28 protein-coding genes are annotated in these 26,620 nt (G+C 67.5%); 13 read left to right on the top strand and 15 right to left on the bottom strand.

Translation table 11 applies throughout. The features are described 5' to 3' along the window. Positions 1-40: 40 nt before the first annotated feature. Complete coding sequence (locus ACAG26_RS21110; RefSeq protein WP_370485018.1) at positions 41-1,156, bottom strand: PPE family protein; 1,116 nt, start codon at positions 1,154-1,156, stop codon at positions 41-43. A gap of 285 nt (positions 1,157-1,441) precedes the next feature. Next, positions 1,442-1,768 carry a hypothetical protein gene (locus ACAG26_RS21105; RefSeq protein ID WP_370485017.1) on the bottom strand — a complete coding sequence of 109 codons (327 nt, stop codon included), beginning with the start codon at positions 1,766-1,768 and terminating at the stop codon, positions 1,442-1,444. Between the two features lie 712 nt (positions 1,769-2,480). On the opposite strand from ACAG26_RS21105, the gene ahcY reads away from it, so the two are divergent. The 5 genes from ahcY (at position 2,481) to ACAG26_RS21080 (ending at position 8,273) form a co-directional block, all read left to right on the top strand. Continuing rightward, the gene (gene ahcY, locus ACAG26_RS21100) at positions 2,481-3,953 is read left to right on the top strand and encodes an adenosylhomocysteinase (protein ID WP_370485016.1); all 1,473 of its coding nucleotides are present in this window, start codon (positions 2,481-2,483) and stop codon (positions 3,951-3,953) included. Between the two features lie 133 nt (positions 3,954-4,086). Continuing rightward, positions 4,087-4,983 (top strand): mycobacterial-type methylenetetrahydrofolate reductase, encoded by an 897-nt coding sequence (locus ACAG26_RS21095; RefSeq protein WP_370485015.1) that lies wholly within the window; start codon positions 4,087-4,089, stop codon positions 4,981-4,983. Positions 4,984-5,176: 193 nt separating this feature from the next. Beyond that, positions 5,177-5,860 carry a class I SAM-dependent methyltransferase gene (locus ACAG26_RS21090; RefSeq protein WP_370485067.1) on the top strand — a complete coding sequence of 228 codons (684 nt, stop codon included), beginning with the start codon at positions 5,177-5,179 and terminating at the stop codon, positions 5,858-5,860. Between the two features lie 80 nt (positions 5,861-5,940). Further along, positions 5,941-7,152, top strand: a complete 1,212-nt coding sequence (gene metK, locus ACAG26_RS21085) for a methionine adenosyltransferase (RefSeq protein WP_370485014.1) — start codon at positions 5,941-5,943, stop codon at positions 7,150-7,152. Positions 7,153-7,298: 146 nt separating this feature from the next. After that, the gene (locus tag ACAG26_RS21080; RefSeq protein ID WP_370485013.1) at positions 7,299-8,273 is read left to right on the top strand and encodes a carbohydrate kinase family protein; all 975 of its coding nucleotides are present in this window, start codon (positions 7,299-7,301) and stop codon (positions 8,271-8,273) included. A gap of 51 nt (positions 8,274-8,324) precedes the next feature. On the opposite strand, the gene ACAG26_RS21075 is transcribed toward ACAG26_RS21080, so the two are convergent. From ACAG26_RS21075 to ACAG26_RS21055, 5 genes are read right to left on the bottom strand one after another with little or no spacing between them, the layout of a single operon-like run. After that, positions 8,325-9,551 (bottom strand): lyase family protein, encoded by a 1,227-nt coding sequence (locus ACAG26_RS21075; RefSeq protein WP_370485012.1) that lies wholly within the window; start codon positions 9,549-9,551, stop codon positions 8,325-8,327. Next, the gene (pcaG, locus tag ACAG26_RS21070; RefSeq protein ID WP_370485011.1) at positions 9,548-10,105 is read right to left on the bottom strand and encodes a protocatechuate 3,4-dioxygenase subunit alpha; all 558 of its coding nucleotides are present in this window, start codon (positions 10,103-10,105) and stop codon (positions 9,548-9,550) included. Before pcaG ends, ACAG26_RS21075 begins: the two co-directional genes overlap by 4 nt. After that, a complete protein-coding gene (gene pcaH / locus ACAG26_RS21065) occupies positions 10,098-10,859 on the bottom strand; it encodes a protocatechuate 3,4-dioxygenase subunit beta (protein WP_370485010.1) in 762 nt (253 codons plus the stop codon). The genes pcaG and pcaH overlap by 8 nt, the downstream gene beginning before the upstream one ends. A 20-nt stretch (positions 10,860-10,879) precedes the next feature. After that, positions 10,880-11,629 carry a hypothetical protein gene (locus tag ACAG26_RS21060; protein WP_370485009.1) on the bottom strand — a complete coding sequence of 250 codons (750 nt, stop codon included), beginning with the start codon at positions 11,627-11,629 and terminating at the stop codon, positions 10,880-10,882. Next, positions 11,629-11,838: a hypothetical protein gene (locus tag ACAG26_RS21055; RefSeq protein ID WP_370485008.1), complete on the bottom strand. Its 210-nt coding sequence runs from the start codon at positions 11,836-11,838 to the stop codon at positions 11,629-11,631. The genes ACAG26_RS21060 and ACAG26_RS21055 overlap by 1 nt, the downstream gene beginning before the upstream one ends. 210 nt (positions 11,839-12,048) lie before the next feature. On the opposite strand from ACAG26_RS21055, the gene ACAG26_RS21050 reads away from it, so the two are divergent. Genes ACAG26_RS21050 through ACAG26_RS21030 form a run of 5 tightly spaced genes read left to right on the top strand, consistent with a single transcriptional unit; the run spans position 12,049 to position 15,629 of the window. Beyond that, positions 12,049-13,335, top strand: a complete 1,287-nt coding sequence (locus ACAG26_RS21050; protein WP_370485066.1) for an aromatic ring-hydroxylating dioxygenase subunit alpha — start codon at positions 12,049-12,051, stop codon at positions 13,333-13,335. Continuing rightward, entirely contained in the window at positions 13,332-13,847 is a 516-nt protein-coding gene (locus tag ACAG26_RS21045; RefSeq protein ID WP_370485007.1) for a 3-phenylpropionate/cinnamic acid dioxygenase subunit beta, read from the top strand. Before ACAG26_RS21050 ends, ACAG26_RS21045 begins: the two co-directional genes overlap by 4 nt. Further along, positions 13,844-14,116: a dihydrodiol dehydrogenase gene (locus ACAG26_RS21040; RefSeq protein ID WP_370485006.1), complete on the top strand. Its 273-nt coding sequence runs from the start codon at positions 13,844-13,846 to the stop codon at positions 14,114-14,116. Before ACAG26_RS21045 ends, ACAG26_RS21040 begins: the two co-directional genes overlap by 4 nt. After that, positions 14,113-14,907, top strand: a complete 795-nt coding sequence (gene hcaB, locus ACAG26_RS21035) for a 3-(cis-5,6-dihydroxycyclohexa-1,3-dien-1-yl)propanoate dehydrogenase (RefSeq protein WP_370485005.1) — start codon at positions 14,113-14,115, stop codon at positions 14,905-14,907. Before ACAG26_RS21040 ends, hcaB begins: the two co-directional genes overlap by 4 nt. After that, positions 14,904-15,629 (top strand): class II aldolase/adducin family protein, encoded by a 726-nt coding sequence (locus ACAG26_RS21030; protein ID WP_370485004.1) that lies wholly within the window; start codon positions 14,904-14,906, stop codon positions 15,627-15,629. The genes hcaB and ACAG26_RS21030 overlap by 4 nt, the downstream gene beginning before the upstream one ends. Positions 15,630-15,639: 10 nt before the next feature. Here the strand turns inward: ACAG26_RS21030 and ACAG26_RS21025 are convergent, their stop codons facing one another. Then, the gene (locus ACAG26_RS21025; protein WP_370485003.1) at positions 15,640-15,966 is read right to left on the bottom strand and encodes a hypothetical protein; all 327 of its coding nucleotides are present in this window, start codon (positions 15,964-15,966) and stop codon (positions 15,640-15,642) included. Positions 15,967-16,749: 783 nt separating this feature from the next. Here ACAG26_RS21025 and ACAG26_RS21020 point away from each other — a divergent pair. Next, the gene (locus ACAG26_RS21020) at positions 16,750-16,971 is read left to right on the top strand and encodes a hypothetical protein (RefSeq protein ID WP_131823522.1); all 222 of its coding nucleotides are present in this window, start codon (positions 16,750-16,752) and stop codon (positions 16,969-16,971) included. Between the two features lie 147 nt (positions 16,972-17,118). Then, on the top strand, positions 17,119-17,844 hold the full coding sequence (locus ACAG26_RS21015) for a DUF5642 family protein (protein ID WP_370485002.1): 726 nt from the start codon (positions 17,119-17,121) through the stop codon (positions 17,842-17,844). A 34-nt stretch (positions 17,845-17,878) separates the two neighbouring features. Here ACAG26_RS21015 and ACAG26_RS21010 read toward each other — a convergent pair whose 3' ends face one another. Next, on the bottom strand, positions 17,879-18,664 hold the full coding sequence (locus tag ACAG26_RS21010; RefSeq protein WP_370485001.1) for an IclR family transcriptional regulator: 786 nt from the start codon (positions 18,662-18,664) through the stop codon (positions 17,879-17,881). Between the two features lie 105 nt (positions 18,665-18,769). On the opposite strand from ACAG26_RS21010, the gene ACAG26_RS21005 reads away from it, so the two are divergent. Then, positions 18,770-19,228, top strand: a complete 459-nt coding sequence (locus tag ACAG26_RS21005; RefSeq protein ID WP_370485000.1) for an SRPBCC family protein — start codon at positions 18,770-18,772, stop codon at positions 19,226-19,228. A 753-nt stretch (positions 19,229-19,981) separates the two neighbouring features. On the opposite strand, the gene ACAG26_RS21000 is transcribed toward ACAG26_RS21005, so the two are convergent. From ACAG26_RS21000 to ACAG26_RS20975, 6 genes are all read right to left on the bottom strand, one after another. Then, on the bottom strand, positions 19,982-21,475 hold the full coding sequence (locus ACAG26_RS21000) for a PPE family protein (RefSeq protein WP_370484999.1): 1,494 nt from the start codon (positions 21,473-21,475) through the stop codon (positions 19,982-19,984). A gap of 206 nt (positions 21,476-21,681) precedes the next feature. Continuing rightward, positions 21,682-22,875, bottom strand: coding sequence for a cupin domain-containing protein (locus tag ACAG26_RS20995; RefSeq protein WP_370485065.1), 1,194 nt, complete (start codon positions 22,873-22,875; stop codon positions 21,682-21,684). Between the two features lie 78 nt (positions 22,876-22,953). Then, the gene (locus ACAG26_RS20990; protein WP_370484998.1) at positions 22,954-23,712 is read right to left on the bottom strand and encodes a TauD/TfdA dioxygenase family protein; all 759 of its coding nucleotides are present in this window, start codon (positions 23,710-23,712) and stop codon (positions 22,954-22,956) included. After that, complete coding sequence (locus ACAG26_RS20985) at positions 23,712-24,779, bottom strand: ABC transporter substrate-binding protein (protein ID WP_370484997.1); 1,068 nt, start codon at positions 24,777-24,779, stop codon at positions 23,712-23,714. The genes ACAG26_RS20990 and ACAG26_RS20985 overlap by 1 nt, the downstream gene beginning before the upstream one ends. Further along, positions 24,776-25,591 (bottom strand): ABC transporter ATP-binding protein, encoded by an 816-nt coding sequence (locus tag ACAG26_RS20980; RefSeq protein ID WP_370484996.1) that lies wholly within the window; start codon positions 25,589-25,591, stop codon positions 24,776-24,778. The genes ACAG26_RS20985 and ACAG26_RS20980 overlap by 4 nt, the downstream gene beginning before the upstream one ends. After that, positions 25,582-26,556, bottom strand: a complete 975-nt coding sequence (locus ACAG26_RS20975) for a FecCD family ABC transporter permease (RefSeq protein ID WP_370484995.1) — start codon at positions 26,554-26,556, stop codon at positions 25,582-25,584. The genes ACAG26_RS20980 and ACAG26_RS20975 overlap by 10 nt, the downstream gene beginning before the upstream one ends. Between the last annotated feature and the right edge of the window lie 64 nt (positions 26,557-26,620).

Raw genomic sequence — 26,620 nt, 5'->3', positions numbered from 1 at the left:
CCTCCGCTCACCGAGTGTTGCCTGCAGGCTACCGGCACCGTCATCCGCCCACCGGCCAGCGCGGAACCATGCTGGGGCGCAACAAGAACCGGGACGCATCGGCAAGGCGGCCGGTGCCGCGCCCGGCCATCCCGCCCAGCGGCATCACCGGCACACCGGCCGGCGCGACGACGGGACCGATGTTCGCACCGGCGGCGGGCAGCGCCGCGGCGACGGGGCTGGTGGCCGGGGCGGCGGCGAACCAGGCCTGCGGCACCGACAACGGCCCGGCCGAGCCGGCGCGGGCCAAAACCGCCGACACCGCTCCCCCGCCGGCGGCACCGCCCAGCCCGCGCGCCGCGGACCCCAGCGTGCCGGCCGCAGCGTCGGTGACCGGTATCGCGGCGACGGCACCGACCGCGCCGCCGCGGTTGATGTTCCACGCCAGCGCCGCCGCGCCGGTCAGGAAGCTCAACGCCGAGGTGGTGGTGCGCAAGTGCCCGCTTAGGGCAGTGGCCTGCTCACCGAGCGGATCCAACGCCGACGACCCCGAGGACGGGGAGGCCAGCGTCCGCAGCGTGTGGGTCACCGTGGACATCAGCCGCGATCCGGTGGACACGGCGCCGCCGGCCTGGGCGCCTGGCCCGGCCGGGTTGGTGGTCTCTGGCGGCGGGGTGAACGGGGTCACCCGCGCAGCGGCCGCCGAGGCCCCGGCATAGCCGTACATCGCGGCGGCGTCCTGGGCCCACATCTCGCCGTAATGCGCCTCGGTGGCGGCGATCGCCGGTGTGTTCTGACCCAAGAAGTTGGTTGCCGCCAGCGACATCAACAAATTGCGGTTGGCGGCGATCAGCGGTGGGGGGACCGTCATCGCCCGCGCGGCTTCGTAGGCGCTCGCCGCGGCGCGGGCCTGAGTTGCGGCCTGTTCGGCCTGGGCGGCGGTGGTGTGCAGCCATCCCACATACGGTGCGGCCGCCCGCAGCATGGACGCCGCGGCCGGTCCCAGCCACGGCCCGCCGGTCAGCGCCGAAATTGTCGACTGGTAGCCCGCTGCGGTGGTGTGCAGTTCGGCGGCCAGGGTGTCCCAGGTCGCCGCGGCGGCCAGCATCGGTCCCGACCCGGGACCGGAGTACATGCGGGCGGAGTTGATTTCCGGTGGCAACGCTCCAAAGTCCATCGCTGTCGCCTTCCTCAGCCGGTCCAGACGAGGTGGGCGGCGCCGCCTGTGGTGGTGGCTGCTGCCGGTTTACGAATAACACAAAGCATCGGGTTCTCCTGGAGAGTTATGGATGTGCCGAACCGATCGGCTGGCGCAGTACGGGCGCAGCAGCGCAGGCCAATTCGGGCCGATTCGGGGGTGGGTCGATTAATCCCGTGGCCGCCGCAGTGCTGCGGCAGGTCCCGCGGACCAGTGTTCACCGGCCGTTGTTGCCTATCGGCACGCCAGCCTGGCGCTGACCGGTCAGACCCGGGTGATGCAGAGCCGGGCCAGGAGTTCTCGACCCGCAAGGGAATTCGTGCAAGCATCGGAACCGGCCACGCCGACTCGGTCCCAGCTCATGGACGCCAACGCCGGAAGCCGGTGCCACAGCGGTAACACGCGCAACCGCGGCAGCCAGCGGTGTTGGGTGACGGCGCCAGATGCCTTCTCGGTTGCGGGCGACGCGTCGTCGTCAACGTCGGCGCCATCGATGTCGGTGGGGCCCGCCGACACCAGTGCAGGGGACGGCGACACCACCCCGGCCAGCTCGGAGCGCACCAGGCCGTACCCGATGAGCCCCATCAGCACGCAGACAGCGACTGCGATTGCGCAGACGGACCGCGGCCTTAGCGGTCTACGTCCGTCGCGAATCGTCACAGTGCCCGCAACTCTACCAACGGATTCGGTGACGCCTCACCTGGTGTTGTGGGCTTCGTAGCCAGTAGCCCAACTGCCACAATGGTTTTCCGGCGATCTATGAATTCTCTTTGAGTATTCGCCGGGCATGCTCGAGGGTTTCGCCGATCAGCAGTCAGAAGCACCGAAAGATGTTGATGACTAGGGTTTTTCAGCCCGTGGCGCCGAGTGGGCCTGATCGACTCGGCAATGGGCACCGGCACCGTGGCGTCGCCGCACTCGAAAACGACGTCCGCGGCTTTGGAGGACCGGTCCTCACAGCCCTTCGACAGCCTTTATTGCTGTGTTTAACAGTTGCTTAGGTGTATGTTTTGTCGCGAGGGTGCTCAACGATGCGTCCCTCACCGACGTGGGTTTGGTGACAGGTCGCGATCCAGCCGTGATTGCGTTCCACATAGTGGAATTGCCGCCGCCGTGGGTCAACCCTGGCGCAGGTGATACCGGCCGTCGGCTAAGTCATGCGTGATCGTGTGCAGCATCGCAGCGGCCGCCGCCGCGGAGCGCCGATCTAAGAACGCGATTGGCCTAGCCAGTTGGCGGTTTTGAGAACTTAAGCCCACTGACTGCTTAATGACTACGTCTGGCCGGAGGAATAAGACATCGTATGACGACGACTGAAAGTGGGCTGGCCCCCGACGTCCGCAATGGCATCGAGTACAAGGTCGCCGACCTGTCGTTGGCTGAGTTTGGGCGCAAGGAGATCCGGCTGGCCGAACATGAGATGCCGGGTCTGATGTCGTTGCGGCGGGAGTATGCCGAGGTTGCTCCGCTCAAGGGGGCGCGGATTTCGGGTTCGCTGCACATGACGGTGCAGACCGCGGTGTTGATCGAGACGCTGGTCAGTTTGGGTGCCGAGGTGCGGTGGGCGTCGTGCAACATTTTCTCCACCCAGGACCACGCCGCCGCCGCGGTTGTCGTCGGCCCGCACGGCACCCCCGAGGAGCCGAAGGGCACGGCGGTGTTCGCTTGGAAGGGCGAGACGCTGCAGGAGTACTGGTGGGCGGCCGAGCGGGCGCTGACCTGGCCCGGTGAGCCGGCGAACATGATCCTCGACGATGGCGGGGATGCCACCATGATGGTGCTGCGCGGCGCGCAGTACGAGAAGGCCGGGGTGGTGCCGCCGGCTGAGGATGATGACCCCGAAGAGTGGAAGATCTTTTTGGCCCGGCTGGCCGAGGGCTTTGAGGCCGACAAGACCAAGTGGACGACGATCTCGGAGTCGGTGCGCGGGGTTACCGAGGAGACCACCACCGGGGTGCTGCGGCTGTATCAGTTCGCCGCCGCCGGTGAGCTGTCTTTCCCGGCCATCAACGTCAATGACTCGGTGACCAAGTCCAAGTTCGACAACAAGTACGGCTGTCGGCACTCGCTGATCGACGGGATCAACCGCGGCACCGACGTGCTGATCGGCGGTAAGAAGGCGCTGGTCTGCGGCTACGGGGACGTCGGGAAGGGCTGCGCGGAATCGCTGGCCGGCCAGGGCGCTCGGGTCACCGTCACCGAGATCGACCCGATCAACGCCTTGCAGGCGCTGATGGATGGCTACGACGTCAAAACCGTCGAGCAGGCCATCGCCGAGGCCGACATCGTGGTCACCACCACCGGCAACAAGGACATCATCACCCTCGAGCACATGCGCGCGATGAAGGACCAGGCCATCTTGGGCAACATCGGCCATTTCGACAACGAGATCCAGATGGCCCGGCTGGAGCGCTCCGGGGCCACCCGCGACACCATCAAGCCGCAGGTCGACCAGTGGACGTTCGGCGACACCGGCAAATCGATCATCGTGTTGTCCGAGGGCCGGCTGCTCAACTTGGGCAACGCCACCGGGCACCCGTCGTTCGTGATGAGCAACAGCTTCTCCAACCAGGTGATCGCCCAGATCGAGCTGTGGACCAAAAACGACGAATACGACAACGAGGTCTACCGGCTGCCCAAACACCTCGACGAGAAGGTGGCCCGCATCCACGTCACCGCGCTCGGCGGCACGCTGACCAAGCTGACCAAGGACCAGGCCGAATACATCGGCGTCGACGTCGAAGGCCCGTACAAGGCCGACCACTACCGGTACTGAGCCAACCCCTTTGTCGCCGAGATCGACGTAAGCGTGACCAAGTGCGAGTAGACCCCGCGAAAACGTCGATCTCGGCGAGCCCAGGCCCATGCTCGGCGGGCCCAGGCCCGATCTGATCGCGAAGAGGAGCCGGATGACCCTCAACACCATTGCGCTCGAGTTGGTGCCGCCGAACATCGACGGCGGTCGTGAGCGGGCATTCGAAGAAGCACGCAAAGTGGCGCAGTATTGCAACGATTCCGGGCTCGACGGGCGGATTCGGCACGTGATGATCCCGGGCATCATCGCCGAGGACGACGACCGGCCAGTCCCGATGCAACGGAAGCTGGACGTGCTGGATTTCTGGTCGCTTGTCAAACCGGAGCTACCCGGCGTCAATGGGCTGTGCACCCAGGTCACCGCCTTCATGGACGAGTCCTCGCTCGGTAACCGCCTCATCGACCTGGGCGGTGCCGGCATGGAGGGTGTGGTGTTCGTCGGCGTCCCGCGCACGATGAACGACGGCGAGGGTTCTGGCGTCGCGCCCACCGACGCGCTGTCGCTCTATCGGGACCTGATCTCCAACCGCGGCGTCATACTGATCCCGACACGCGAGGGCGAGCACGGCCGGTTTTCGTTCAAGTGCGAACGGGGCGCCACCTACGGCATGACGCAGTTGTTGTATTCGGACGCGATCGTTGGTTTCCTGGCCGACTTCGCCAAGAACAGCGATTATCGGCCCGAAGTGCTGCTGTCGTTCGGTTTCGTGCCCCAGCTCGAAACCCGTGTGGGCCTGATCGACTGGTTGATTCAGGATCCGGGAAACGCCGCGGTGGCCGACGAGCAGGCTTTCGTCAAGAAGCTGGCCGGCAGCGAACCGGCAGAAAAGCGCCGACTCGCGCTGGATTTATACAAGCGGGTAATCGACGGCGTCGTCGAACTCGGCTTCCCACTGAGCATCCACCTGGAAGCCACCTACGGGTTGTCGGGGCCGGCATTTCAGACATTCGCCGAGATGCTCTCCTATTGGTCACCCGACGGGCAGTTCTAGCACCTCCGCCAATCACACCGGACGGCGGTCCGGTACAGCCGCCGAGAAGTCCCACGTTCTTCGCCACTAATTATTACCAGGAGCGCCTGGATAAATGATCTCTCCCTTTTCCGCATTAGGCCATCGCGGGCTTTACGAAAGCTACCAGCTTGCCCCGAGTACTTTTCCAGAAAGCCCACTTAATCTGGTAACCATGCCTACTTTTAACGTTAACACTGTGGACTGGGATGAACTGTATGACGGTAACGCGTCATACGCGCCGGGAAATCCTGGATGGAACATCGGCGAACTGCAGCCAGCCTTGGCTGCACTGGAACAGCAAGGGCTTTTCACGGGGCCAGTCCTCGATTCCGGATGTGGCGTGGGGGTTGCTTCATTAGCATTGGCCGCAAAGGGATACGAAGTTGTCGGGCTGGACCGGTCTAGTAGCGCCATTGATCAGGCGAAGCAAGCAGCAATGCAACGGGGCCTGACTGTGACGTTCGGGGTGGCCGACCTGAGCAAATCAACCGGCTATGAAAACTACTTCAATACCGTTATCGACGGTCTTGTGTTCCACTGCCTGCCCGAAGAACTCCGGCACGGATACATTGAATCTAGTGCGCGCGCACTGAAACCCGGCGGCAAGTTTTTTGCTCTTGTCTTTGCCACCGAGGCGTTCCCACCGGACGCCGATTTTGGCCCGCGCCCGTTCACTGATCAGCAATTGCAAAGCATCGTCGGCACGCACCTCGCCGTGGATAACATCCAACCCACACGCGCGTGGGTCAACGTCCCGGCTACCCTGCCAGAAGGTTTCGAATACCGCAATGTCACTATCGGGCACGACGGCCGTGCGCAGCTGCCGTCATGGCTGGTCAGCGCCCACCGCGAGTGACAAAGAACGATGGATTGCTGGCCCCGCGGACTTTGAGCTGTTCCGCGGCCTTTGCAAATTGACAGAAAGGGATGACAAACGTGGGCGATAAGGGTCGGCTGTTTACCAGTGAGTCGGTGACCGAGGGCCATCCGGACAAGATCTGTGATGCGATCAGTGATTCGGTGCTGGATTCGCTGTTGGCGGCCGATCCGCGTTCGCGTGTTGCGGTGGAGACGTTGGTGACCACTGGTCAGGTGCATCTGGCTGGGGAGGTGTCCACCACCGCGAAGGAGGCGTTCGCCGATATCACCAACACGGTCCGGGAGCGGATCTTGGACATCGGCTATGACTCTTCGGAGAAGGGTTTTGACGGCGCGACGTGTGGGGTGAACATCGGGATTGGTGCCCAGTCGCCCGATATCGCCCAGGGGGTGGATACCGCGCATGAGGCCCGGGTGGAGGGTGCGGCTGATCCGCTGGACGCCCAGGGTGCCGGTGATCAGGGGCTGATGTTCGGGTACGCGATCTCCGATACCCCGGAGTACATGCCGCTGCCGATCGCGTTGGCGCACCGGCTGGCGCGTCGGCTCACCGAGGTCCGCAAGAGCGGTGTGCTGGACTACCTGCGCCCGGACGGCAAGACCCAGGTCACCGTGGCCTACGACGGCAACACCCCGGTGCGCCTAGACACCGTGGTGCTGTCCACCCAGCACGCCGACGGGATCGACCTGGACGCCACCTTGACCCCGGACATCCGGGAGAAGGTGGTCAACACCGTGCTCAACGACCTCGGCCACGACACCATGGACACCTCCGACTACCGGCTGTTGGTCAACCCGACCGGCAAGTTCGTGCTGGGCGGCCCGATGGGTGATGCCGGGTTGACCGGCCGCAAGATCATCGTCGACACCTACGGCGGCTGGGCCCGCCACGGCGGTGGCGCGTTCTCGGGTAAGGACCCGTCCAAGGTGGACCGCTCGGCGGCCTACGCGATGCGCTGGGTGGCCAAAAACGTGGTCGCGGCCGGGTTGGCCGAGCGGATCGAGGTGCAGGTCGCCTACGCGATCGGCAAGGCCGCCCCGGTCGGGTTGTTCGTCGAGACCTTCGGCACCGAAACCATCGACCCGGTCAAGATCGAGAAGGCCATCGGCGAGGTGTTCGACCTGCGGCCCGGCGCGATCGTGCGCGACCTGGACTTGCTACGCCCGATCTACGCCCAAACCGCCGCCTACGGGCACTTCGGCCGCACCGACATCGAACTGCCCTGGGAACAACTCAACAAAGCCGACGACCTCAAACGCGCCGTCTAGTTTCCGCACAGCTTCGGGGTGCCGACTGCGCGGCGCTTCATACACGACCGCCGGGTCGGGCGTATGCAGCCGCGCACTCATCGAGGCGGTGTTCCGCACCGGCAGTCTCGCCTAGCTTGACTTAGAAAATGAAGGGTGGATAGTTCGTGACGATTGCGGTGACCGGTTCGATCGCTACCGACCATTTGATGCGGTTTCCGGGCCGGTTTTCCGAGCAACTGCTGGCGGATCACTTGCAGAAGGTGTCGCTGAGCTTTTTGGTCGACGATTTGGTGATCCACCGGGGCGGGGTGGCCGGCAATATGGCCTACGCCATCGGGGTGCTCGGCGGCGACGTGGCGCTGGTCAGCGCGGCCGGCGACGACTTCGCCGACTACCGGGGCTGGCTGGTGGCGCACGGCGTCAACTGCGACCAGGTGTTGGTGTCTAAGACCGCGCACACCGCCCGGTTCGTGTGCACCACCGACACCGAGATGGCCCAGATCGCGTCGTTTTACCCGGGCGCCATGTCGCAGGCCCGGGACATTTCGCTGGCCAAGGTGGTCGACGCCATCGGCACCCCGGAGTTGGTGATCGTGGGCGCCAACGACCCCGAGGCGATGTTCTTGCACACCGCCGAGTGCCGCACGCTGGGGCTGGCGTTCGCCGCCGACCCGTCCCAGCAGCTGGCCCGGCTGTCCGGGGAGCAGATCCGCCAGCTGATCGACGGCGCCACCTACCTGTTCACCAACGACTACGAATGGGAACTGCTGCTGTCCAAGACCGGCTGGACCGAAGCCGAGGTGATGGCGCAGGTCGGGCTGCGGGTCACCACGCTGGGCGCCAAGGGGGTCGACATCGTCGACGCCGACGGCACCACCATCCACGTCGGCGTGGTGCCCGAAACCAGCCAGGTCGACCCCACCGGGGTGGGTGATGCGTTTCGGGCCGGGTTCTTGACCGGGCGCAGCGCCGGCCTGAACCTCGAGCGCTCCGCGCAGCTGGGTTCGCTGGTGGCGGTGTTGGTGCTGGAATCGACCGGCACCCAGGAATGGCAGTGGGACCGCCAGGTCGCGGTGCACCGGCTGGCCGGCGCCTACGGCGACGACGCCGCCACCGAAATCGGCGCCGCGCTTTCCTGACGAGCAGACGCACAGGCGGCAATGACGCCGTCCGCGGTTTCCGTATGAGATCTACCTGACCCTGGTCAGCGTTCGACGGGCACGCTCGAGGGTCTCGTCCACCAGCAGGTCGATCGCCCCGAAATAGTTGGGCGACGGGGGTTTTCCGACCAGGTTAGCGATAGCACGTTGTTCGCCGCCCACGTCGACGGCGGCCAGGTTGCGGGCCATCGCCGCGGGATGGATCTGCAGCCCGGCGAGCAGCTCGCTGCACTGCGATCCGGCGACGACGGTGCGCCGGGCCAGGGTGCGCAGGGTGTCCCATTCGGCATGCCAGGCGCCGTCGGGGCGCTCGTCGTTGGCCAGCGCGGCGGCGGTGTGCAGGGTCGCCGCCAGCGGGGGCGCGGCGATGGCCGCGCGGCGAATCAGGATGGACAGCACCGGGTTGTGTTTGTCCGGCATGGTCGACGAGCCGCCGCGGCCCGCCCCGCTGGGCTCGCCGAGTTCGCCGATCTCCGGGCGGGCCAGCACCACCACGTCCGCGGCGATGCGGCCCCAGGCGTCGGTGCAGCCGAGCAGCGCATCGCCCGCCGCGGTCACCGGGGTTCGGGTGGTGTGCCACGGCGGCCGGGTGGCCAGCCCCAAACCGGTTGCGGCGGCGCGCACCAGCCGCGCGGCGGCCTGGCTGGGATCACCGGAGCTTTCGGTCAGGGTCACCAGTTCGGTGATCGCCGACCAGGTTCCGGCCGCACCGCCGATCTGGATGGGGGTGACAAGCGCGGTGAGTTGCTGATGGGCGTCGAGCAGGCCGCGCAGCCAGCCGGCGGCCTTGGCGCCGAAAGTGGTCGGCACCGCGGGCTGGGTCAACGTGCGCGCCAGCATCGGCGTGCCGCGATGCGTGGCGGTCAGGGTCGACAGCACCGAAATCTGTTGGACCAGTTGTGTTGCCACGAGGTCCACCACAGATCTGGTGGCCAGCATCAGGGCGGTGTCGAGCACGTCCTGGCTGGTCAAGCCCCGGTGCAGCCACTCCGAAATCGGTGACCCGGCGCGCTCGCGCAGCACGGCGACCACCCCGATGACCGGGTTCCCGCCGTCCTCGGCGGCGGCGGCCAGCGCCTCGGTGTCGCGGAGGCCGACCAGGCCGGCGAGGTCGGCACCGGCGCACGCCGCCGGTGCCACGCCGGCGTCGGCGAGCGCCGTCAACCAGGCGGACTCCACCGCGAGCATCGCCGCCAGCAGCGCGTCATCGGTCATCAGCGCACCGGCGCGCTGGTCCCCCGGCCACAACAAATTCATGGCCGGTCACCGCGATACTGAAGAAAGACCGTCTCGTTACGTCCCTGCAGGTGAATGTCGAACCGGTAGCCATCCAAATCCTGCTGGCACAGCAGGGTTTCGCGGCGCGCGCGGTCCAGCCCGGCCAGCAGCGGCTCGGCGTCCGGGTCGGCTCCGGGCAGGTAGGCGCGGGTGAATAACCGGTTCAGCAGTCCCCGGGCGAAGACGGTGATCGCGAAAAACGGGGGCCGTCCGGGCGTCGTCGTCCCCGGGGTCAGCGTGCTGAAGTGGTAGCGGCCGGCGGCGTCGGTGGCGCAGCGCCCCCAGCCGGTGAAGGCGCCGCCGTCGCGGTGCAGTGAGCCGGGCCGCTGCACGATGGTGCCGGCCGGGTCGGGTTGCCACAGTTCGAGCAGGGCGTCGGGGACGCCGGCGCCGTCGCCGTCGTAGACGGTGCCGTGCAATCGGATCGCGTCGCGGTGCGCGTCGTCGATCAGCCGGTGGTCGCCGGGAAACGGCAGCGCGCAATGAAAGAACGGGCCCACCGTCTGGCCCGGGGTAACGACCAACTCAGCCATGCTCGGTCCAGGTCCGCTCGCTACCGGACAGCACGATGTCCCAGCGGTAGCCGGTCGCGTATTCGGGTTGGGTCAGGTCGTGGTCGTAGTCGGCGATCAGCCGGGCGCGGGCGGCCGGGTCGACGATGGACTGGTAGATGGGATCCAAACCGAACAGCGGGTCGCCGGGAAAGTACATCTGGGTGACCAGGCGTTGGGTGAACGCGGTCCCGAAGACCGAGAAGTGGATGTGCGCGGGCCGCCAGGCGTTCCGGTGGTTGCGCCACGGATAGGGGCCGGGCTTGATGGTCAAAAACCGGTAGCTGCCGTCCGGCCCGGTCAGGCAGCGGCCGGTGCCGGTGAAGTTGGGGTCGAGGGGGGCTGGGTGCTGGTCGCGGGCATGCCGGTAGCGGCCGGCGGCGTTGGCCTGCCAGATCTCGACCAGCTGGCCGGCGACCGGCCGACCCGCCCCATCGAGAACCCGGCCGGTCACGATGATGCGCTCCCCGATCGGCTCCGCCGGGTGGCCCGCGGTCAGGTCGGCATCGCGCGCGTCGACGTCGGCCGCACCGAAACACGGCGCCCACCGTTCGATCTCCGCCGGATCGACCGGCTGCAGCAGCCGCTGGGGATGCCGCAACCGGCTGCTGCGATACGGCGGATAGTCCAGCCGCGGCTGGGTCTCCACACGGTCGCGCGGGTAGTCCGCGGCGATGCGCGCGATCTCCATGGTGATCTCACGCTGGGACGCCGACGGCTCCGGTGCGGCCCTCATCTGACTGACGCTAACCGATTTCAGCTCCGGTAGACGGTGGCGACCCACGGTTGCGCACAGAATCGCTGCTGCGCGGTGGCGGGGTCAATGCCGGCGGCCCGCAACGAGGCGGCGTAATCGCCGCCGGCCAGCGCGCACAAGGTATTGCCGTTTTTCACCCAGTCGTGGCCGGGCGGGTCCTCGGGTGGCCGGTTCCCGGCGACCGCCATGTCGAGCACGGCCACTTCGGTCAGGGTGTTGTTCGCCCACCGATACAGCGCGACGCCACCCGACATCGCGCTGGCGTGCGCATAGTTGCCGAAGAAACCCTCCGGGGTCCGGTAGAACAGCCGCTTGCCGAACAGGTCACCGGCGCGGACAAACTGCTGCGTTTGATCGGCCAGTCGCCACACCGCCATGGGTTCGCCGCCGGTGCCGCCCCGGCCGGTGACCACCAGCAGTTCGGGGATCCCGTCGTCGTCGATGTCCTGCAGCAGCGGGACCACGCCGGTCTCCCCGATCGCGTCGGTGGGTTCCCGGAACGTTTGGCCCGGCGCACCGTCGCGGCGCACGACGAACGACCACGCCGGATCGCTGGTCACATCCAGGCTCAGGTGGGCATTGACGCCCAGCACACAGCGGACGTGTTGCTCGGCCAGCGTCTTGCCGTAGGACAGGTCGACGCTCTCACAGGGCGGCTGGTTCGGTGCGGCCCCCGCCACCGGCGCCCACCCGAGCGCGATCAGCAGCAGCGCCAGCCACACCGCCGCGACGCCGCCCTCCTCCCGCACTAGGCGCCCACCGGCTGCCGGATCGGATCGGGGGTGCGCGGTTCGACGGTGGCCACCACCCAACGGGCCGGGTTGGCCTGTTCGGCCCAGCCGGGCGGTCGGGTCACCCACCAGTAGGCCAACAGCTCGGTCGGACCGAGGGTGGCGCAGGCGATCACCAGCGACACGATGACGAATTTCCGCAGCCCGACCCGGAGTACCTCGGCCATCGTTGTCCCCTTGCCCGTCGAAACCATCGCGACTAACTGTAGCGGCTTTTCCGTAGCGCGTCTACGACTTCTCCGCGATGGCGCCGGTTGACCGCACCGAATCCACGCGGCATTCTCTTGGTAGAAGAAAATCCCTCTGCTCAGCAGACAGCGCACGGGGAGGGCCCGGTGTCCGATCACAGTCGTCTGTTCGCCGATGTTCGGCGCGGGATGATTCCCGCCCACATCTACAACGACGCCGAGATCTTCGCGCTGGAAAAGGAGCGGCTGTTCAGCCGGGCGTGGGTGTTCGTCGGGCACGAATCGGAGATCCCCCAAAACGGTGACTACGTGGTGCGTCGGGTGCTCGACGACTCGTTCATCATCACCCGGGATGCCGAGGGCCAGGTGCGCGCCATGTTCAACATGTGCCTGCACCGGGGTATGCAGGTGTGCCGGGCCGAAATGGGGAATGCGTCGAACTTCCGCTGCCCGTATCACGGCTGGACCTACCGCAACGACGGCCGGATCAGCGGCCTGCCGTTTCACCGGGAGGCCTACGGCGGCGACGAGGGGTTCGTCAAAACCGGGCAAACCCTGCTGCCCGCACCGAATCTGGGCAGCTACAACGGATTGCTGTTCATCAGTTTGGATCCCGACGCCGCACCGCTGGCCGAGTACCTGGGCGACTTCCGGTTCTACCTGGACTTCTACACCAACCAGAGCCCGCACGGCCTGGAGGTGCGCGGCCCGCAGCGCTGGCGGATCAACGCGAACTGGAAGATCGGCGCGGAGAATTTCGCCGGCGACATGTACCACACCCCGCACACCCACACCTCGGTCGTCGAGATCGGGCTGTTCCGGGAACCCAAGGCGCAAAAACGCAAGGACGGGGCCACCTACTGGGCCGGCAAGGGCGGCGGCACCACCTACAAGCTGCCGCCGGGCACGTTCGCCGAGCGGATGCGCTACGTCGGCTACCCCGACGAGATGATCGCCCGGGCCGAACGGGTCTGGACTCGGGATCAGCAGCGGGTGGTCGGCGGGGACGGGTTCATGGTGTCGGCGGCGTCGTGCTTCCCGAACCTGAGCTTCGTGCACAACTGGCCCAAGGTCGAAGACGGTCACGATGTGTTGCCGTTCATCTCGATTCGGCTCTGGCAGCCGATCAGCCACAACCAGACCGAGGTGTGTTCCTGGTTCGCCGTCGACGCCGCCGCGCCCGCGGAGTTCAAGCAGAAGTCGTATCGGGCGTATCTGATGTGTTTCGGGTCGACCGGCATGTTCGAGCAGGACGACGTGGAGAACTGGGTGTCGTTGACCAACACCGCCGGCGGGACGATGGCGCGGCGGCTGTTGCTCAACAGCCGGATGGGTCTGCGCGCCGATGGCCGACCGGTCGTCGAACCGTTGCCGCCGGAGGCGTTTCACGGGCCCGGATACGCCCAAGTCGGCTACAACGAGCACAACCAGCGTGCCCTGCTGCGGCTGTGGGCCGACCACCTGGAGACGACGTGAAACCGTTGCCGTTCAACGATGCCCGGCATCTGCAGGCGCACCAGTTCCTGGTCGATGAGGCCTATCTGCTCGACGCCCAGGACTACGCGGCGTGGCTGGACACGCTGACCGACGACGTCCGCTACCTGATGCCGGTGCGGGTCACCACCGCGCTGGGCGCCGGGTTTGACACCGCGCCCGGGATGGCGCATTTCGACGAGAACAAGTATTCGCTGCAGCGCCGGGTGGCCCGGTTTGCCACCGAACACGCCTGGACCGAGGACCCGCCGTCGCGGCTGCGGCACTTCATCACCAATGTGCGCACCTTCGCCGGCGCAGATCCCGACGAACTCCGGGTGGAATCCGCCGAACTGCTGTTCCGCAGCCGCGGCGACGTCAACGAGGCCGCCCTGGTGTCCTGCGGCCGCGACGACCTGTTACGCCGCGATGGCGGGGGCTGGAAGTTGGCGCGGCGCACCATCACCGTCGACGAGTCGGTGTTGCGGATGCAGAACCTGGCGGTGTTCTTGTGAACGACGACCTTGCCGCGCTGCTCAACGGTACGGTGGGCGAACCGCTCACCGTCGCCAACGAATTCGCCGAGGTACAGATCCGCCGCGTCGACACCCGCAACGGCTCGCGGCTGCTGATCACCGCCCCCAAATCCGGGCGATGGATCAGCCTGGATGCGTTGGAGGTGGAGGCACTGACCCGGCAGAATCCCCGCACCCTGGCGGCGATGGTCGGCACCGGCGACGGTCCGCTGCTGCCCGATGATCCCGACGACGAGCCGGCGCGGTGACCGGGTGGCTGGCCGGCAAGCGGGCGCTGATCGTCGGCGCCGGCTCGGGGATCGGCCGCGCCGTCGTCGACGCCTTCCGCGCCGAAGGCGCCCAGGTGGCGGTGCTGGAACGGGACCCGGACAAATGCGCGGCGCTGCGCGGTGAGTTGCCGGACCTGCCGGTGCTGTCGGGCGACGCCACCACCCGCGACGCCAACGAACGGGCGGTCGCGGCGACGGTCGAGGCCTACGGCGGTCTGGACACCCTGGTCCACTGTGTCGGCGTCTTCGACTTCTATCGGGGCCTCACCGACATCGACGCCGACGACCTTCCCGGCGCGTTCGACGAGATGTTTCGCACCAACGTGCTCAGCCAGCTGCAGTCGGTGAAGGCCGCGTTGCCCGCGCTGCAGGCCCAGGACGGCGCGTCGATCGTGCTGACCGAGTCGGCGTCGTCGTTCTATCCGGGCCGCGGCGGGACGCTGTATGTGGCGTCGAAATTCGCGGTGCGCGGGCTGGTCACCACGCTGGCCCACGAACTGGCGCCACGGATCCGGGTCAACGGAGTGGCGCCGGGCGGGACCGTGCACACCGATCTGCGGGGCCTGCACAGCCTGGGGCTGGCCGACACCCGCCTCGATGACACCCCGGACCGCGCCCGGGAGCTGGCCGCGCGGACGCCGCTGCAGGTGGCGCTGTCCGGGGCCGATCACGCCTGGAGCTACGTGTTTTTCGCCTCCGACCGGTCCCGCGGGATCACCGGTGACAGCGCCCACCCCGACGGCGGCTTCGGACTGGGTGCGCGCGGATGAGCCTCACCGAGCAGCGCGCGCTGGTCGCGGCGGGGTGCCGGGTGGCGGCCGCGCGCGGGTTGGTCGACGGCATCCTGGGCCATCTCAGCCTGCGTGTCGACGACGACCGGTTGCTGATCCGCTGCCGCAGCGACGACGACGCCGGGGTGGCGTTCACGCGGCCCGCCGACATCCGGCTGATCTACCTGGACGGCTCCCCCGGCGCGGCGGGCGAACTCGCCGGCTACCGGGTTCCCAACGAGCTGCCCATCCACGTCGAAACGCTGCGGGCCGACCCGGCCCGCCGGGCCGTCGCCCATCTGCACCCGCCGGCCATCGTCGCCGCCGACCTGGCCGGCATCGCCTTGCGCCCGATCTACGGCGCCTACGACATCCCGGGCGCGTGGCTGGCCCGCGGCGGGGTGCCGGTCTATCCGCGGGCGGTGCTGATCCGCACTACCCAGCTCGCGGCGGAGATGGTCGCGGCGATGCGCGACCGGCCGGTGGTGATCTGCCGCGGGCACGGCATCGTCAGCGCCGCGGCTACCGTGCCGCAGGCGGTGCTGCAGGCGATCAGCCTCGACCGGCTGGCCCAGCTGTCGTTACGGGTGCGCGGCGCCGGTGGCACGCTGCGCGACATCGATGAGGCCGACTGGGTGAACCTGCCGGATTTGGGCCCGGGTTTCGCCGTCGACGCAGTCTGGCGTCATGAGGTCGCGCGGCTGCCGACTCAGCCGAGCTGAGCGCCCAGGCTCACCGCCGGGCGGTGCGCAGGGCGAGCATGATCTGGGCGGACAGCTCGGGATCGGACAACAGCTGGTCGACGAGCGCGCTGAGCACCTCTTGTCCGGTAACTCGGGTGACCCCGAGGCGGGAGGCCGCATCGAGTTGCCAACTGTCCAGGGCGCGGTGCGTCTCCCGCGAGATGTCGACGGTCCGTCGGGTCCGCCGCTCACTGGGCTGTCCGATGCCAATGGGCTGGGTCATCGCCGCCCCGGCCGGCGGCCTGGTCCCAGGCGCGGCAGGTGGGACACGGAGTCGGTCCGAGTCCCGTGGGAACGGGTTGATGGCGGCACTCATCCTGTGGTGACCTTCTTCTCGCCTGGTGAAACGCTCTATCAGTAGATCCGAGTGTCAGTATGTCCGTAGATCAGCCGATATGCAACGGCGTCACGGTGGGCATCCCTGAGGGTAACGGCCCGCATCCGCCACGCCGGGATGGACACCCCGATATCGCCAATCCGGCCCGGAGTTTTCCCGCTGACCTGCCGCACTGGCAGTGCACCGCCCGCATTTAATGCTCCGCGCTGCCGCTTGCGCCCGGGGTCACAGGGGTTGCGGCGCAGGTCAGCCATCAACACGGGCCCCGAGGTGCGGCCGACCAACGGGGCCAGACACTTCTTTTTATTGAGCAAAAAACATAGTTAAAGCCGCGCAAATTTCCTCATATTCGAATTGGCTAGATTATTTGCATGCTTGCTGTCGCAATTATCGGAGAACGCAGCGAATGGCATCGATCGGCCGGTCGGCCGATCCCCGGACGCGGAGTTACTGAACTACGGAGATACCCAGTTCCGCGATCGTGTAAAGCGGCTCTACCTGTAGCATTGCATCTACTGAACTACTGCAAGGGCCGACCGCGGGGGCGCTTCCATCACCACGGAGCTGGGTAAGCCCTACCGAGGGCTGCGCGGCGAGGGCTGCTCAGTACAAGGATTTCACGAGGTTGCTGGACCGAATTGATAGATAAGTCACACACCCGTCAAAAAACTTTTCCAAACCATTGTTGTCGGGTTAGCATCATCGCCGTAGGACGTCGTTATCCGACTTGTGATGAAGAAAACCGATACGAAGGAGGGTGTCATGTCGATCTCGGTGAGGTCAGCACGCCGTACGGCGGCTGGCGCGGTCGGTGCCGCCGCGGTCGCCGGTGCGATGTTATTCGGCGCGGTGCCGGCGGCGCAGGCCGCCCCGGCCGTCCAAGACAACCAGGTTGCCGCCGCGGGCTGGCACAACGCGCCGATGCCGGACCACCACTGGCATCACCACCACCACTTCTGGCGGCACTGGTGGTGGTGGTGGTGATGTGGCACTGACCTAGGCTACCTAGGTCACGGTCATGCGACCCGCGAAGGTTCCCGGTGAGCACCCGATCTGCCCGATGCAGATCGGGTGCTCATCTCGCGGTGTCGAGCAGGGTTCGGGCTACCCCACCATCAACCAGGAGATCTGATGACTTCACCGCGGCGTACCACTCGCCAAGCCGTTTCGTTGCTGATCGCCGCCGGCGTCAGCGTTACCCTCGCCGCCTGCGGCGACGCCCAAGAAAGCACGCCCGCCAGCTCGTCGACGCAGCCGCAGCCGTCGTCGCCCGCGGCCACCTCAGCAGCACCCGCTGTCGACTACGACATCGCGCGCGTCGACAACGTCAAGGATGACTTCCCGGCGGGCTTCAATCCCCAGGCTGAGCAGGCGAAAACGTTGTCCCAAGCCGACATCGACGGGTCCGGGATCAACGCGTTCACCGGGGCCCAGGTCGATCCGCCGCAGTGCCGATCGCTGATCATCCCGCCCTACGCCGAGCCGTCGGTGGGCAGCCAGGCCGCGGGCATCCGCGGGGAAGGCGACCAGGGCAACATCGACGTCGTCGCGTTGAAGTTGCCCCAGCCCATCAAGGCCACCCCGCCTCCCGCGGGCTGCGACCAGGTCACCTTGTCCGGCTCCCCCGAGGCATCCGGAACGGCCCAACCCGTGCCGGCGCCGACCATCGCGGGTGTCACCACCAGCGCGGCCAAGCTCAGCGTCAATTCCGGCGATGACCCCGACTACGTCTACACCGCGGCGCTCGACGATCGCACCACGGTCGTCGTGATGGGCGGCACCGACCCCGACCTCAACCCGGAACAGGTCATGTCCGACCTGCTGGTCAAGGCGGTCGCCGCCGTGCGCGGCCAGTAGGGCGCGCTTAGTTCGCCTCGACGACGGTTACCGTTCAGCCGAGCTGGTCGGCGAGCTCGCTGGCCGCCGCGACCAGGACAGCGGCCACCCCGGGGTATTGGGCTTCGCTGAGTCGGTGCACCGGAGCGGCGGCGTTGAGCGCCAGCCGCAACCCGGGTGCGCGAGTCGGGATCGCGACCGCGACCGAGGCCACCCCGTCCTCGCTTTCTTCGCGGTTGGTGGCGTAGCCCTGGCGGCGGACCTGGGAAAGCTCGTCGAACAGTTGGGATCTGCTGCCAATCGAATGCTCGGTGACGCGCTCCAGCTGCTCGCCGGGCAGCAGCCGGTGCAGCTCGGGCTCGGGCAGTTGAGCCAACATGGCCTTGCCGGTCGACGTGCAGTGCGCGGGCAAACTGCGTCCCAGCCGGGAGGCCACCCGCACCGCGGCGGGGCCCTCGACGGCGGCAATAAAGCGCACGCTGGCGCCGTCGAGCACCCCGATGTGCGCGGTTTCGCGCAGCCGGTCACTGACGTCGCGCAGCACCGGCGCGGCGACCCGCGGGATGTCGAGGCGGCCGAACACCGCGAACGCCACCCCGGTCAAAGCCGGCCCGGGTCGGTACACCTTCGATACCGGGTCCTGACGGACAAAGCCGCGATAGGCCAACATCGCCAGCAATCGGTGCGCGGTCGACGACGCCACCCCCAGGTACCGGGTCGCCTCGGTCAACCGGATCTCGGGTTGTTCGCCCAGCAGCAACAGCAGCTTTAGCGCGTTATCGACCGACTCGATCGGGTATTGCGGCACGGGCGGCTCACCGGCGGACCCGTCGTTCTGCATAGCAGAGAAGCTACCGCCTGGGCGCCTCACTCATCGGGTGGTTACCGCGTTCACGGGTGTCTTCGGTCGCAAGCAATCCGGGATCCGGCTACGTAGGCTCAGCCCATGGCCGATGACACCGACGTACCCCGGGTGGTGAGCGCAAGCCGCGATATCGCGGCCCCCGCCGAGCGCATTTTCGAGTTGATCGCCGACCCCGCCCAACAGCCGCGCTGGGACGGCAACGACAACCTCGCCGAAGCCGAACCGGGACAGCGGGTTCGCGCCGTCGGCGACGTGTTCACCATGCGGCTGACCCTGGGCAGCATCCGGGAGAACCACGTGGTGGAGTTCGACGAGGCGCGCCGGATCGCTTGGCGGCCGTCGGAGCCGGGTCGCCGACAGCCGGGCCATTTGTGGCGCTGGGAGCTCGAGCCGCTCGACGCCAGCCACACTCGCGTGACGCACACCTACGACTGGTCCCAGCTGACCGACCAAAACCGCCTCCCGCGCGCCCGGCGCACCACGGCCGACCGGCTGCGCGCCTCGCTGGATCGGTTGGCGGAGATCGCCGAACACCGCTGAGCGCCGGGGCGGCTGTGCATGAAGTCGCAACTGTGGATAGCTGCCGCGCGCGCCGTTTTTGAGCCAGGCGTTTGTCGGACCCGACGTGAATACTGACGCCATGACCACCGGACGTTCGACTCGCCGTCGTCAGTCAGCTAGGGATAACGAGCGAAGACGCGGGCGTGCAGGCCGACGCTGGGAAAGACGCGAAAGAGGAGACGGAGTAGACCCGGCAGCCTGAAAAAGGGACGGCCCCTCCGAGGAGGGGCCGTCTAACCAACGGTGCTCCCGTTGGCGTGGTCGATACCGGCTAACACAACCTGGTGTACCGGGTATTTCCCAGGAGAACGAGCCGTGGAGAAGGTCGTCGCCTACGTCGACGGGTACAACTTGTACTACGGGATGAAGGACGCCTACGGGCGAAAGTACCTGTGGCTCGACCTGCCCGTGCTATGCGCCGGTCTCCTCAAGCCGACACAGCAGCTTGTCGCGGTGAAGTACTTCACCGCCCGCGTTCGTTTCCCGGCTGATACACAAGCGCGACAGAGCAAGTACCTCGACGCCCTACACGGTGCGACGTCCACGCAGATCATCTACGGCCGGCTTCAGATGAACAACGTGAGGTGCAAGAACTGCAACCATGTCAGGCGGAAGCCCGAGGAGAAGAAAACTGACGTAGCAATCGCGGCACACATGGTTGCCGATGCGTACAGCGGCCTTGCCGACGCCGCTCTCCTAGTCTCCGACGACAGATCGCGACGGGCGCGCCGCTCAGCCGTCGTCGCCCGGCGCAGGTTCGTCGATCTCGGTCCCCCAGCTGCTCGGCAGCATCGGCATGCGCGGGCCGCTGTCAAGCGAATCGTCGGTCAGCGTAGCCAATCCGGCCGCGTGCTCGGCGCCGGCCTTCTGGGCGGTGCCGGCGAATCCCAGGGTGCCCGCACCCTGATCCGAGGCCGTTACCGCCGCGACCTGTTCGCCGCCGCTCGGCGAAGCCCCGGAATCCGGCTCGGTGTCCAGGTATTCGTAGCGGTGCCCGAGATCGATCAGACCGGTCCGGCGCCGGCGCCGCCGGGCCTGTTTCCCGGCGGCCGCCCCGGCCAGCGCCGCAGCGGCACCGGGCTCCGGCGCTTTGACCTTGATGCCGGCACTCAGGCTCATCGGCGCGCCGAATCCGATGCCGGGGGGACCGACCGCCCAGGGGTAGTCGAACGCCGCGACGCCGGCCGGTGGCGCCGACGGCGGCGCGGCAGCGGGTGCGGGCGCCGCGGCGGAAACGGATGCGGATAGCGGCGGCGCCGCGGGTGCACCGGTGGACGCGGCGAGCGGCGGGGCCATTCCGGCGACCGGCCCGAGCTGGGCCGCAGCCGGGGTGGGTAGCGGCACTGCGGCGGGGGGCATCGCGGCGGTCGCGGGCGCAGCCGGGCCTGCCATCGCGGCCAGCCCGGCAACGCTGGCCACTGCGGCGGTCGGAGCGGGAGCGATCAGGCTCAACGAGAGCTCGGTTAACTGCGTAATCTGCGGTTGGAACGTGAGGTAAACCTCGCCGGCCCAGCGCGGAATCCAATACGTCAGTATTTGATAGAGGGCCTCGAAGTTTTGCGCGCTCGGATGCGTCAACTCGTTCTCAAAGGCGGTGATGATCTTGCCGATGCGCTCGGTCCACCAGCTGGGATCGGTGGGACCGGGACCCTCATCTTGGCTGCCGCCGGAGTTGTTGCTGCTGTTGGATTTCAGGATCTGCGGTGCCGGAGTGGTTTGCGGGGTGGCGACCACCGCGGTGGTGGCCACCGCTTGATAGGTCGTCATCGTCGCGGCCGCCTGCATCCACATCCGCGCATAGTCGGCTTCGTTGACGGCGATCGGGATCGTGTTGACCCCAAAGAAATTCGTCCCCACCAACACGGCGTGGATGGCGTGGTTGGCGGCCAATTCGGGCAACGTCGGCATGGCCGCCAACGCGGCGATGTAGCCCGCGGCGGCGACCTCCTGGTTGGCGGCGGTTGCCGCGCTCTCGGCGCTGGCCTGCATGAGCCACGCCAGATACGGCACATGTGCGGCCAGATACGACTCCGCGCTGGGTCCCTGCCACGCCCCGGACTGAACCGCCGCCAGCAACTCGCTGAGTTCGGCCGCCGCGGTTTGGTAGTCGACGCTCAACGAGGTCCACGCCCCCGCCGAGGCCAGCAGCGGCCCGGGCCCCGGACCGCTGCTCAACAGCGCCGAATGCACCTCCGGCGGTGCGGCCGCCCAGATCGGGAACGTCATCCTCGGCCGCCTGCAGCCGGGCGCGGGGTTGCTACCGCACGCACCTTGTCCAAACCCACGAGCAATGCCATCCCGGACACTCCCTCGGGTCGATTGTTCGCCGACCCGGCATGATCCGCAATGGGCAATTGCGGGCGATTCGCCGGAATGAATCCAGTTTTACGTGGGCTGTACGCGAACATCGCCGCAAGAGCGACCGAGTTCTCTCACTTTGTGTGGGCGCCGTCGATCTCGGAAAGCCGCATCAGGAATCCGGTCGTGATCAGGGTGCGGGCCAGCTCAATCTGCTGCGCCGCAGTCAATCCGGGCATATCGCGAACCCGAAACGGCTCAGCGTTCCGGGACAGGAAAAGCATGGCGGGCTGGTGGTCGGCAGCGACCTTTATCGACACTTGAGTAAATTGCAACGCAACACCGTCCGGAACGGAGACCACCCGCGAATACAGCGGCCGATATTTCACCACACGGGTGTTTGCGTCGATTCCGACCGCGTTCGAGATCTGTCCGACCGGTGGGCATCGGCCGCGCTGGACCAGGATTTCCTCCATGGTGTCCAGAGCGCCCCCGATCACGCGCGGGTCATCGATGCTCCTGGCCACCTCACGCACGAGGTCGCCCAGGCTGGCCCGTAGCTCGGCGTCATCGAGATGCCGCGGCGGCAGCCGGGTGTGCACGCGGTCGTCGCGCGCGCTGAGGGATTGCAGCACATGGGTGAGCAGCGTCAGCACCGTGGGCGCGTGGATTCCGACGGTCAGATGCACCGACTGCTCCGACTGCGTTTCGGCCCCATGGACCAGGCCGCGCGGCAGATAGAGCACATCACCGGCGTTCAAGCACAACTCGATTGGCGACTCGAGCTCGGGCGTAACGTCGCGGCCCAGCATCTCGTGCGGTGCGACCGCGGCACCGCTGGACACGTGCCAGAGTTTGGATCCCTGGATCTGCAGGATCAAGACGTCGTGCGGGTCGTAGTGCGGGACGAAGCCTCGTGATTCGGGTGGCGTGACGTAGCCGTTGACCCGGGTCGGGAAGTTCAGCTCCACCTCGATGCCGTGGGTCAACGTGCCGATCGTGCGTACGTAGCCGTCCAGCGCATTCAGGACGATGGTGTAGCCGTCGGCAACGGCGGCACGGACGCGGTCAAGATCGAGGCTGCCGTCAGCGGACCGGTAGGAGGCCGCCTCCATGTCCTCGCCCCGCTTGACCAGGCGCACCGTCGATGGTTCCGGGCGAACGTACTCCAACAGCTCGTCAACCGCCGTCGGCCCGTGTAGGAGACGATCGAAGTAGCCGGCGCAGCCCCGCGGCACGTGGTGGTGCGTCGCCCCCCAGATTTCGTCCAGAAAGGTCTGCACCGGGAGCGGGTGCAGCAGCCAGGCTAGCGAGAACTCGACGGTGATCCCTCCCGGCTCGTCGCACATGGGACGTTGGTAAGCATGGCACCGACGGCCCGACCGCACCATCGTTCCGACCCGCGGTCAGCAGGTGAAGCGGGCAATGCAGATCCGCTTCAGGCGTCTGCGGACCCCTTCTCCGTAGTCCTGGATCCCGGTGTGCTGCGCGACCCGGTTGTCCCATATGACGACTGTTCCTGCGCTCCAACGAAAACGAACCTGGTATCCGGGTTGCAGATAGTGCTCTCGAAGCCGGTCGACCAAGGCCGCGCTCTCGGCGGTGTCCATGCCGAGGATCCTGCTGTCGACCCACGGCGCGAGGTTGAGGTACAGATAGCGTTCACCGGTGTCGGGGTGGATCAGCACCAGTGGGTGCGCCACGATCGGGCACTGCCCCGGCCCGGTGTGGGTCGCGTACAAACCGGTCAGTCGCTGCTTCAGCTCGCCGGGCAACCCCTGATACGCGGCCACCCCGTTCGCCCAGATGGTGTCGCCACCGCGCGGGGGGATCTCGACCGCGTGCAGCACCGTGGCGACCGGCGGTTCGATGAGACCGCTGGCGTCCAGGTGCCAGCCGACGGTGCTGCCGTCCACGTCGTGCACGCCGGGATGGTGCGGGTCGGCGGGCACCACGCTGCGGAAGTCAAGGATCGGGCCGAAGGCCTCGGCGAACGCGATCTGCTGGGCGGTGGACAGATGTTGATCCCGGAAGAACAGCACCCGGTGACACCCCAGTAGCTGGCGCAACCGGTCGCGAAGCGCATCGGTGACCGCCGCGCGCAGGTCAACTCCGCCGATCTCGGCGCCGATCACCGCGGCGACCGGGGTGACGGTGAGACGCACTAACCCACCCCGCTCAAGATCTTCGCGGCCTGCTGCTCGGAGAGGGCGTACCCGTAAAACCGGGTGTAGAAGTCGGTGACCTCGGTCCCCAACGTGAGGTCACCGAAAAGGTCGGGGTGCACTGCTTTGGCCAGAAATAGTGGCGCCAGCGCTGCCTCGCTGCTGGATGCACACCAAGGGAAGATCCCGACCGGGCAGGCGTACACCCGGTGGTTGCGGACGGCGTTGAGCGGCGCGAACTTTGGATCCGCCTCGAATTGTCGGACACCATCGGCGTTGATTGCGATGATCACCTCCGGGTCCCAGGTCAGTAAGGTTTCCGCGGTGACGGTCGGGAACGCGAACGCTCCAGCCTCGTTGGGCCCGATGCCGTGCTCGGCGGCGATGTTGCGCCCGCCGGCCGCCTCGATGGATGCGGTGATGATGTTGCCCGCGCCGACCGTGGTGGTCGGATTCGGTCCGGGGGCGTAGTACACCGTGGGCCGACCGGCGTCCGGCAGCGAGGCGGTCTTGGCTTGCACCCGCTGGATCGTGGCGTTGAAATACGACCGGTATTGCTGCGCGCGAGACGGCGCCTCCCCGCCCAGCACCTCGGCCACCAGGGTGACCGAGTTCTCCAAATCGGCTGCGGTGGCGAATTCGGTGATCTGAACGACGGGGATCTTCAACCGTTCCAGCATCGGCAACAACCCCGGCGTCAGGTTCGTCATGATGAACACCTGCGGATGCAACGTGAGCAGTTCTTCGCTGTTGAGGCTGTTGACCGGGGACACCGGAATGTCTTTGGTGCTCGGCGCGATGGTGGTGAACAGCGCATTGAACGACGCGGTGGCGGCCGCGACGAGGTTGTCGATGCCGCCGAGCAGGTCAATGGTGGCCGGGATCAGCGGCACGTTGGTGGCGACCCGAGTCACGGTTGCCGGGATCTGCACCTGTCGACCGGTCATATCCACCACGGTGCGTATCCCGGATGGCGCCGGTTGCCGCGCGGTTGAGGCGCCGCACCCGGCCGCCAGGACGGCCACGGCCACGGCCACGGCCAGCCCGGCCCATCGTGCCGGGGTCATGCGGGTGCCTCGGTGCTGTCGATGACCGGCGCGCAGGCATAGACCGGGCGTCCGGTGCTCGGGTCGTCGGTGGCGAGGACCCGAACCGGCACCCCGTACAGTTCGCTGAGCCGCTGCGCGGTGACGACCTGTCCGGCGGGCCCGTCGGCGAGCACCCGGCCCCCGCGCATCAGCACCGCCCGCTCGCCGCAATGCAGCGCGTGCCAGGGCTGATGGGTGGTCATCAGCACGCTGCGGCCGGCGCGGGCCAGTTCGGTTACCACCTGCAAAATACGCGCCTCGTTGCCGAAATCCAGTGCCGCCGTGGGCTCGTCGAGGACCAGCAGCGGCGCGTCCTGAACCACGGCGCGCGCCATCAACGCCAGCCGGCGCTCTCCGCCGGACAGCACCGAGTACGGCCGATCGGCCAGCGCACCGATGCCCAACCGATCGAGCACCGCCGTCGCGGCCCGCCGATCCGCCGCCGAGGGGGAAGCCATCGGTCGCAGGTACGGTGTGCGCCCGGTGACCGCGATGTCCAGGGTGGAAAACGGAAACGGGGTGCTGCTGTGCTGCGGAACGTAGGCGATCCGGCGGGCCAGCTCACGCCGCGCGAGCCGGCCGGCCGGTTCACCGGTCACCCGGATCGTCCCGGACTGCGGGGTCAGCAGACCGAGCAGGCAGCGCAGCAATGTGGTCTTGCCCGCACCGTTGGGCCCGAGCAGGCAGCACACCTGACCCGGCTGCACCGACAGCGACACCTCGCTGAGCCGGTGCCCGCCGTCGGCGTAGCCGAAGCACAGCCGGTCCACTTCGACGGCCGCTACGCCCATTGCCGCCGCAGCTTCGCCAACACCAGGATGAAAAACGGCGCCCCGATCAGGGAGGTGAGAATGCCCAGCGGGATCTCGGTGGCGGTCGCCGCCCGGGCCACGTCGTCGACCGCGACCACGAACGTCGCACCCAGCAGGGCCGAGGCCACCAGCAGCCGGCCGAACGCCGGGCCCACCACCGCGCGCGCCACGTGCGGTACCAGCAATCCGACCCACGCCACGATGCCGGCCAGGCTCACCGTGGTGGCGGTGATCAGGGTGCACGCCACCACCACCGCCACCCAGGTGCGGCGGGTGTCGATACCGACAGTGCGCGCCTCGTCGTCGCCGATGGCCAGGACCGTCACCGGCCAGCGCAGCGCATACAACACCGCGACCGATCCGCCGATGACCACCGCGGGCGCGATCAGCGCGCCCAGCGGCTGCCGGCCCAGCGCACCCATCAGCCAAAACGTGATCGCGGGCAAGGTGTCGTCCGGGTTGGCGAGGAATTCGGTCACCGAGATCAGCGCGGTGAACACGCTGCCGATCACCACCCCGGCCAACACCAGCAGGATGGCCGAATCACGACCGATGCTGCGGCCGACGGCCAGGGCCAAGCCCGCGGCGACCAGACCGCCGCCAAACGCCATCGCCTCCAACTGCCAAAACGGTGCGTGCAGCAGCAGCGCCAGCGCGCCACCAAATCCCGCCCCGGCCGATACCCCCAGAATGTCCGGGGACACCAGCGGATTGCGAAACATCGTCTGATAACCGGCTCCCGACACCGCCAACCCGGCGCCCACCAGGATGCCGCAGATGATCCTGGGCAGCCGCAGCTCGACCAGCACCGTCTGGTCGACCGCGCTAAAGCCGGTGTCCAGCAGCGGAAGATGACCGAACAACATGCCGAGCATGGCGCCGAACCCCACCGGGTACCGTCCCACCATCAGCGACACCGCCACCGCCGACAGCAGGGCCAGCACCAGCAGCGTTGTGCGCCAACCGATCCCCCGACGGGTCCGGGTTCGTTCTCTGATCAGCGCCAAC

The sequence above is a fragment of the Mycobacterium sp. pUA109 genome (assembly GCF_041287095.1).
Taxonomy (GTDB): Bacteria; Actinomycetota; Actinomycetes; order Mycobacteriales; family Mycobacteriaceae; genus Mycobacterium.
This window is presented reverse-complemented; position numbering and strand designations above follow the sequence as displayed.

What these genes read in the sequence shown, in the direction of transcription:
- ACAG26_RS21110 (WP_370485018.1), bottom strand. Translation starts at nt 1,156, where the DNA reads ATGGACTTTGGAGCGTTGCCACCGGAAATCAACTCCGCCCGCATGTAC.
- ahcY (WP_370485016.1), top strand. Translation starts at nt 2,481, where the DNA reads ATGACGACGACTGAAAGTGGGCTGGCCCCCGACGTCCGCAATGGCATC.
- ACAG26_RS21095 (WP_370485015.1), top strand. Translation starts at nt 4,087, where the DNA reads ATGACCCTCAACACCATTGCGCTCGAGTTGGTGCCGCCGAACATCGAC.
- ACAG26_RS21090 (WP_370485067.1), top strand. Translation starts at nt 5,177, where the DNA reads ATGCCTACTTTTAACGTTAACACTGTGGACTGGGATGAACTGTATGAC.
- ACAG26_RS21075 (WP_370485012.1), bottom strand. Translation starts at nt 9,551, where the DNA reads ATGAATTTGTTGTGGCCGGGGGACCAGCGCGCCGGTGCGCTGATGACC.
- pcaG (WP_370485011.1), bottom strand. Translation starts at nt 10,105, where the DNA reads ATGGCTGAGTTGGTCGTTACCCCGGGCCAGACGGTGGGCCCGTTCTTT.
- pcaH (WP_370485010.1), bottom strand. Translation starts at nt 10,859, where the DNA reads ATGAGGGCCGCACCGGAGCCGTCGGCGTCCCAGCGTGAGATCACCATG.
- ACAG26_RS21055 (WP_370485008.1), bottom strand. Translation starts at nt 11,838, where the DNA reads ATGGCCGAGGTACTCCGGGTCGGGCTGCGGAAATTCGTCATCGTGTCG.
- ACAG26_RS21050 (WP_370485066.1), top strand. Translation starts at nt 12,049, where the DNA reads ATGATTCCCGCCCACATCTACAACGACGCCGAGATCTTCGCGCTGGAA.
- ACAG26_RS21030 (WP_370485004.1), top strand. Translation starts at nt 14,904, where the DNA reads ATGAGCCTCACCGAGCAGCGCGCGCTGGTCGCGGCGGGGTGCCGGGTG.
- ACAG26_RS21025 (WP_370485003.1), bottom strand. Translation starts at nt 15,966, where the DNA reads ATGAGTGCCGCCATCAACCCGTTCCCACGGGACTCGGACCGACTCCGT.
- ACAG26_RS21020 (WP_131823522.1), top strand. Translation starts at nt 16,750, where the DNA reads ATGTCGATCTCGGTGAGGTCAGCACGCCGTACGGCGGCTGGCGCGGTC.
- ACAG26_RS21015 (WP_370485002.1), top strand. Translation starts at nt 17,119, where the DNA reads ATGACTTCACCGCGGCGTACCACTCGCCAAGCCGTTTCGTTGCTGATC.
- ACAG26_RS21010 (WP_370485001.1), bottom strand. Translation starts at nt 18,664, where the DNA reads ATGCAGAACGACGGGTCCGCCGGTGAGCCGCCCGTGCCGCAATACCCG.
- ACAG26_RS21005 (WP_370485000.1), top strand. Translation starts at nt 18,770, where the DNA reads ATGGCCGATGACACCGACGTACCCCGGGTGGTGAGCGCAAGCCGCGAT.
- ACAG26_RS21000 (WP_370484999.1), bottom strand. Translation starts at nt 21,475, where the DNA reads ATGACGTTCCCGATCTGGGCGGCCGCACCGCCGGAGGTGCATTCGGCG.
- ACAG26_RS20985 (WP_370484997.1), bottom strand. Translation starts at nt 24,779, where the DNA reads ATGACCCCGGCACGATGGGCCGGGCTGGCCGTGGCCGTGGCCGTGGCC.
- ACAG26_RS20980 (WP_370484996.1), bottom strand. Translation starts at nt 25,591, where the DNA reads ATGGGCGTAGCGGCCGTCGAAGTGGACCGGCTGTGCTTCGGCTACGCC.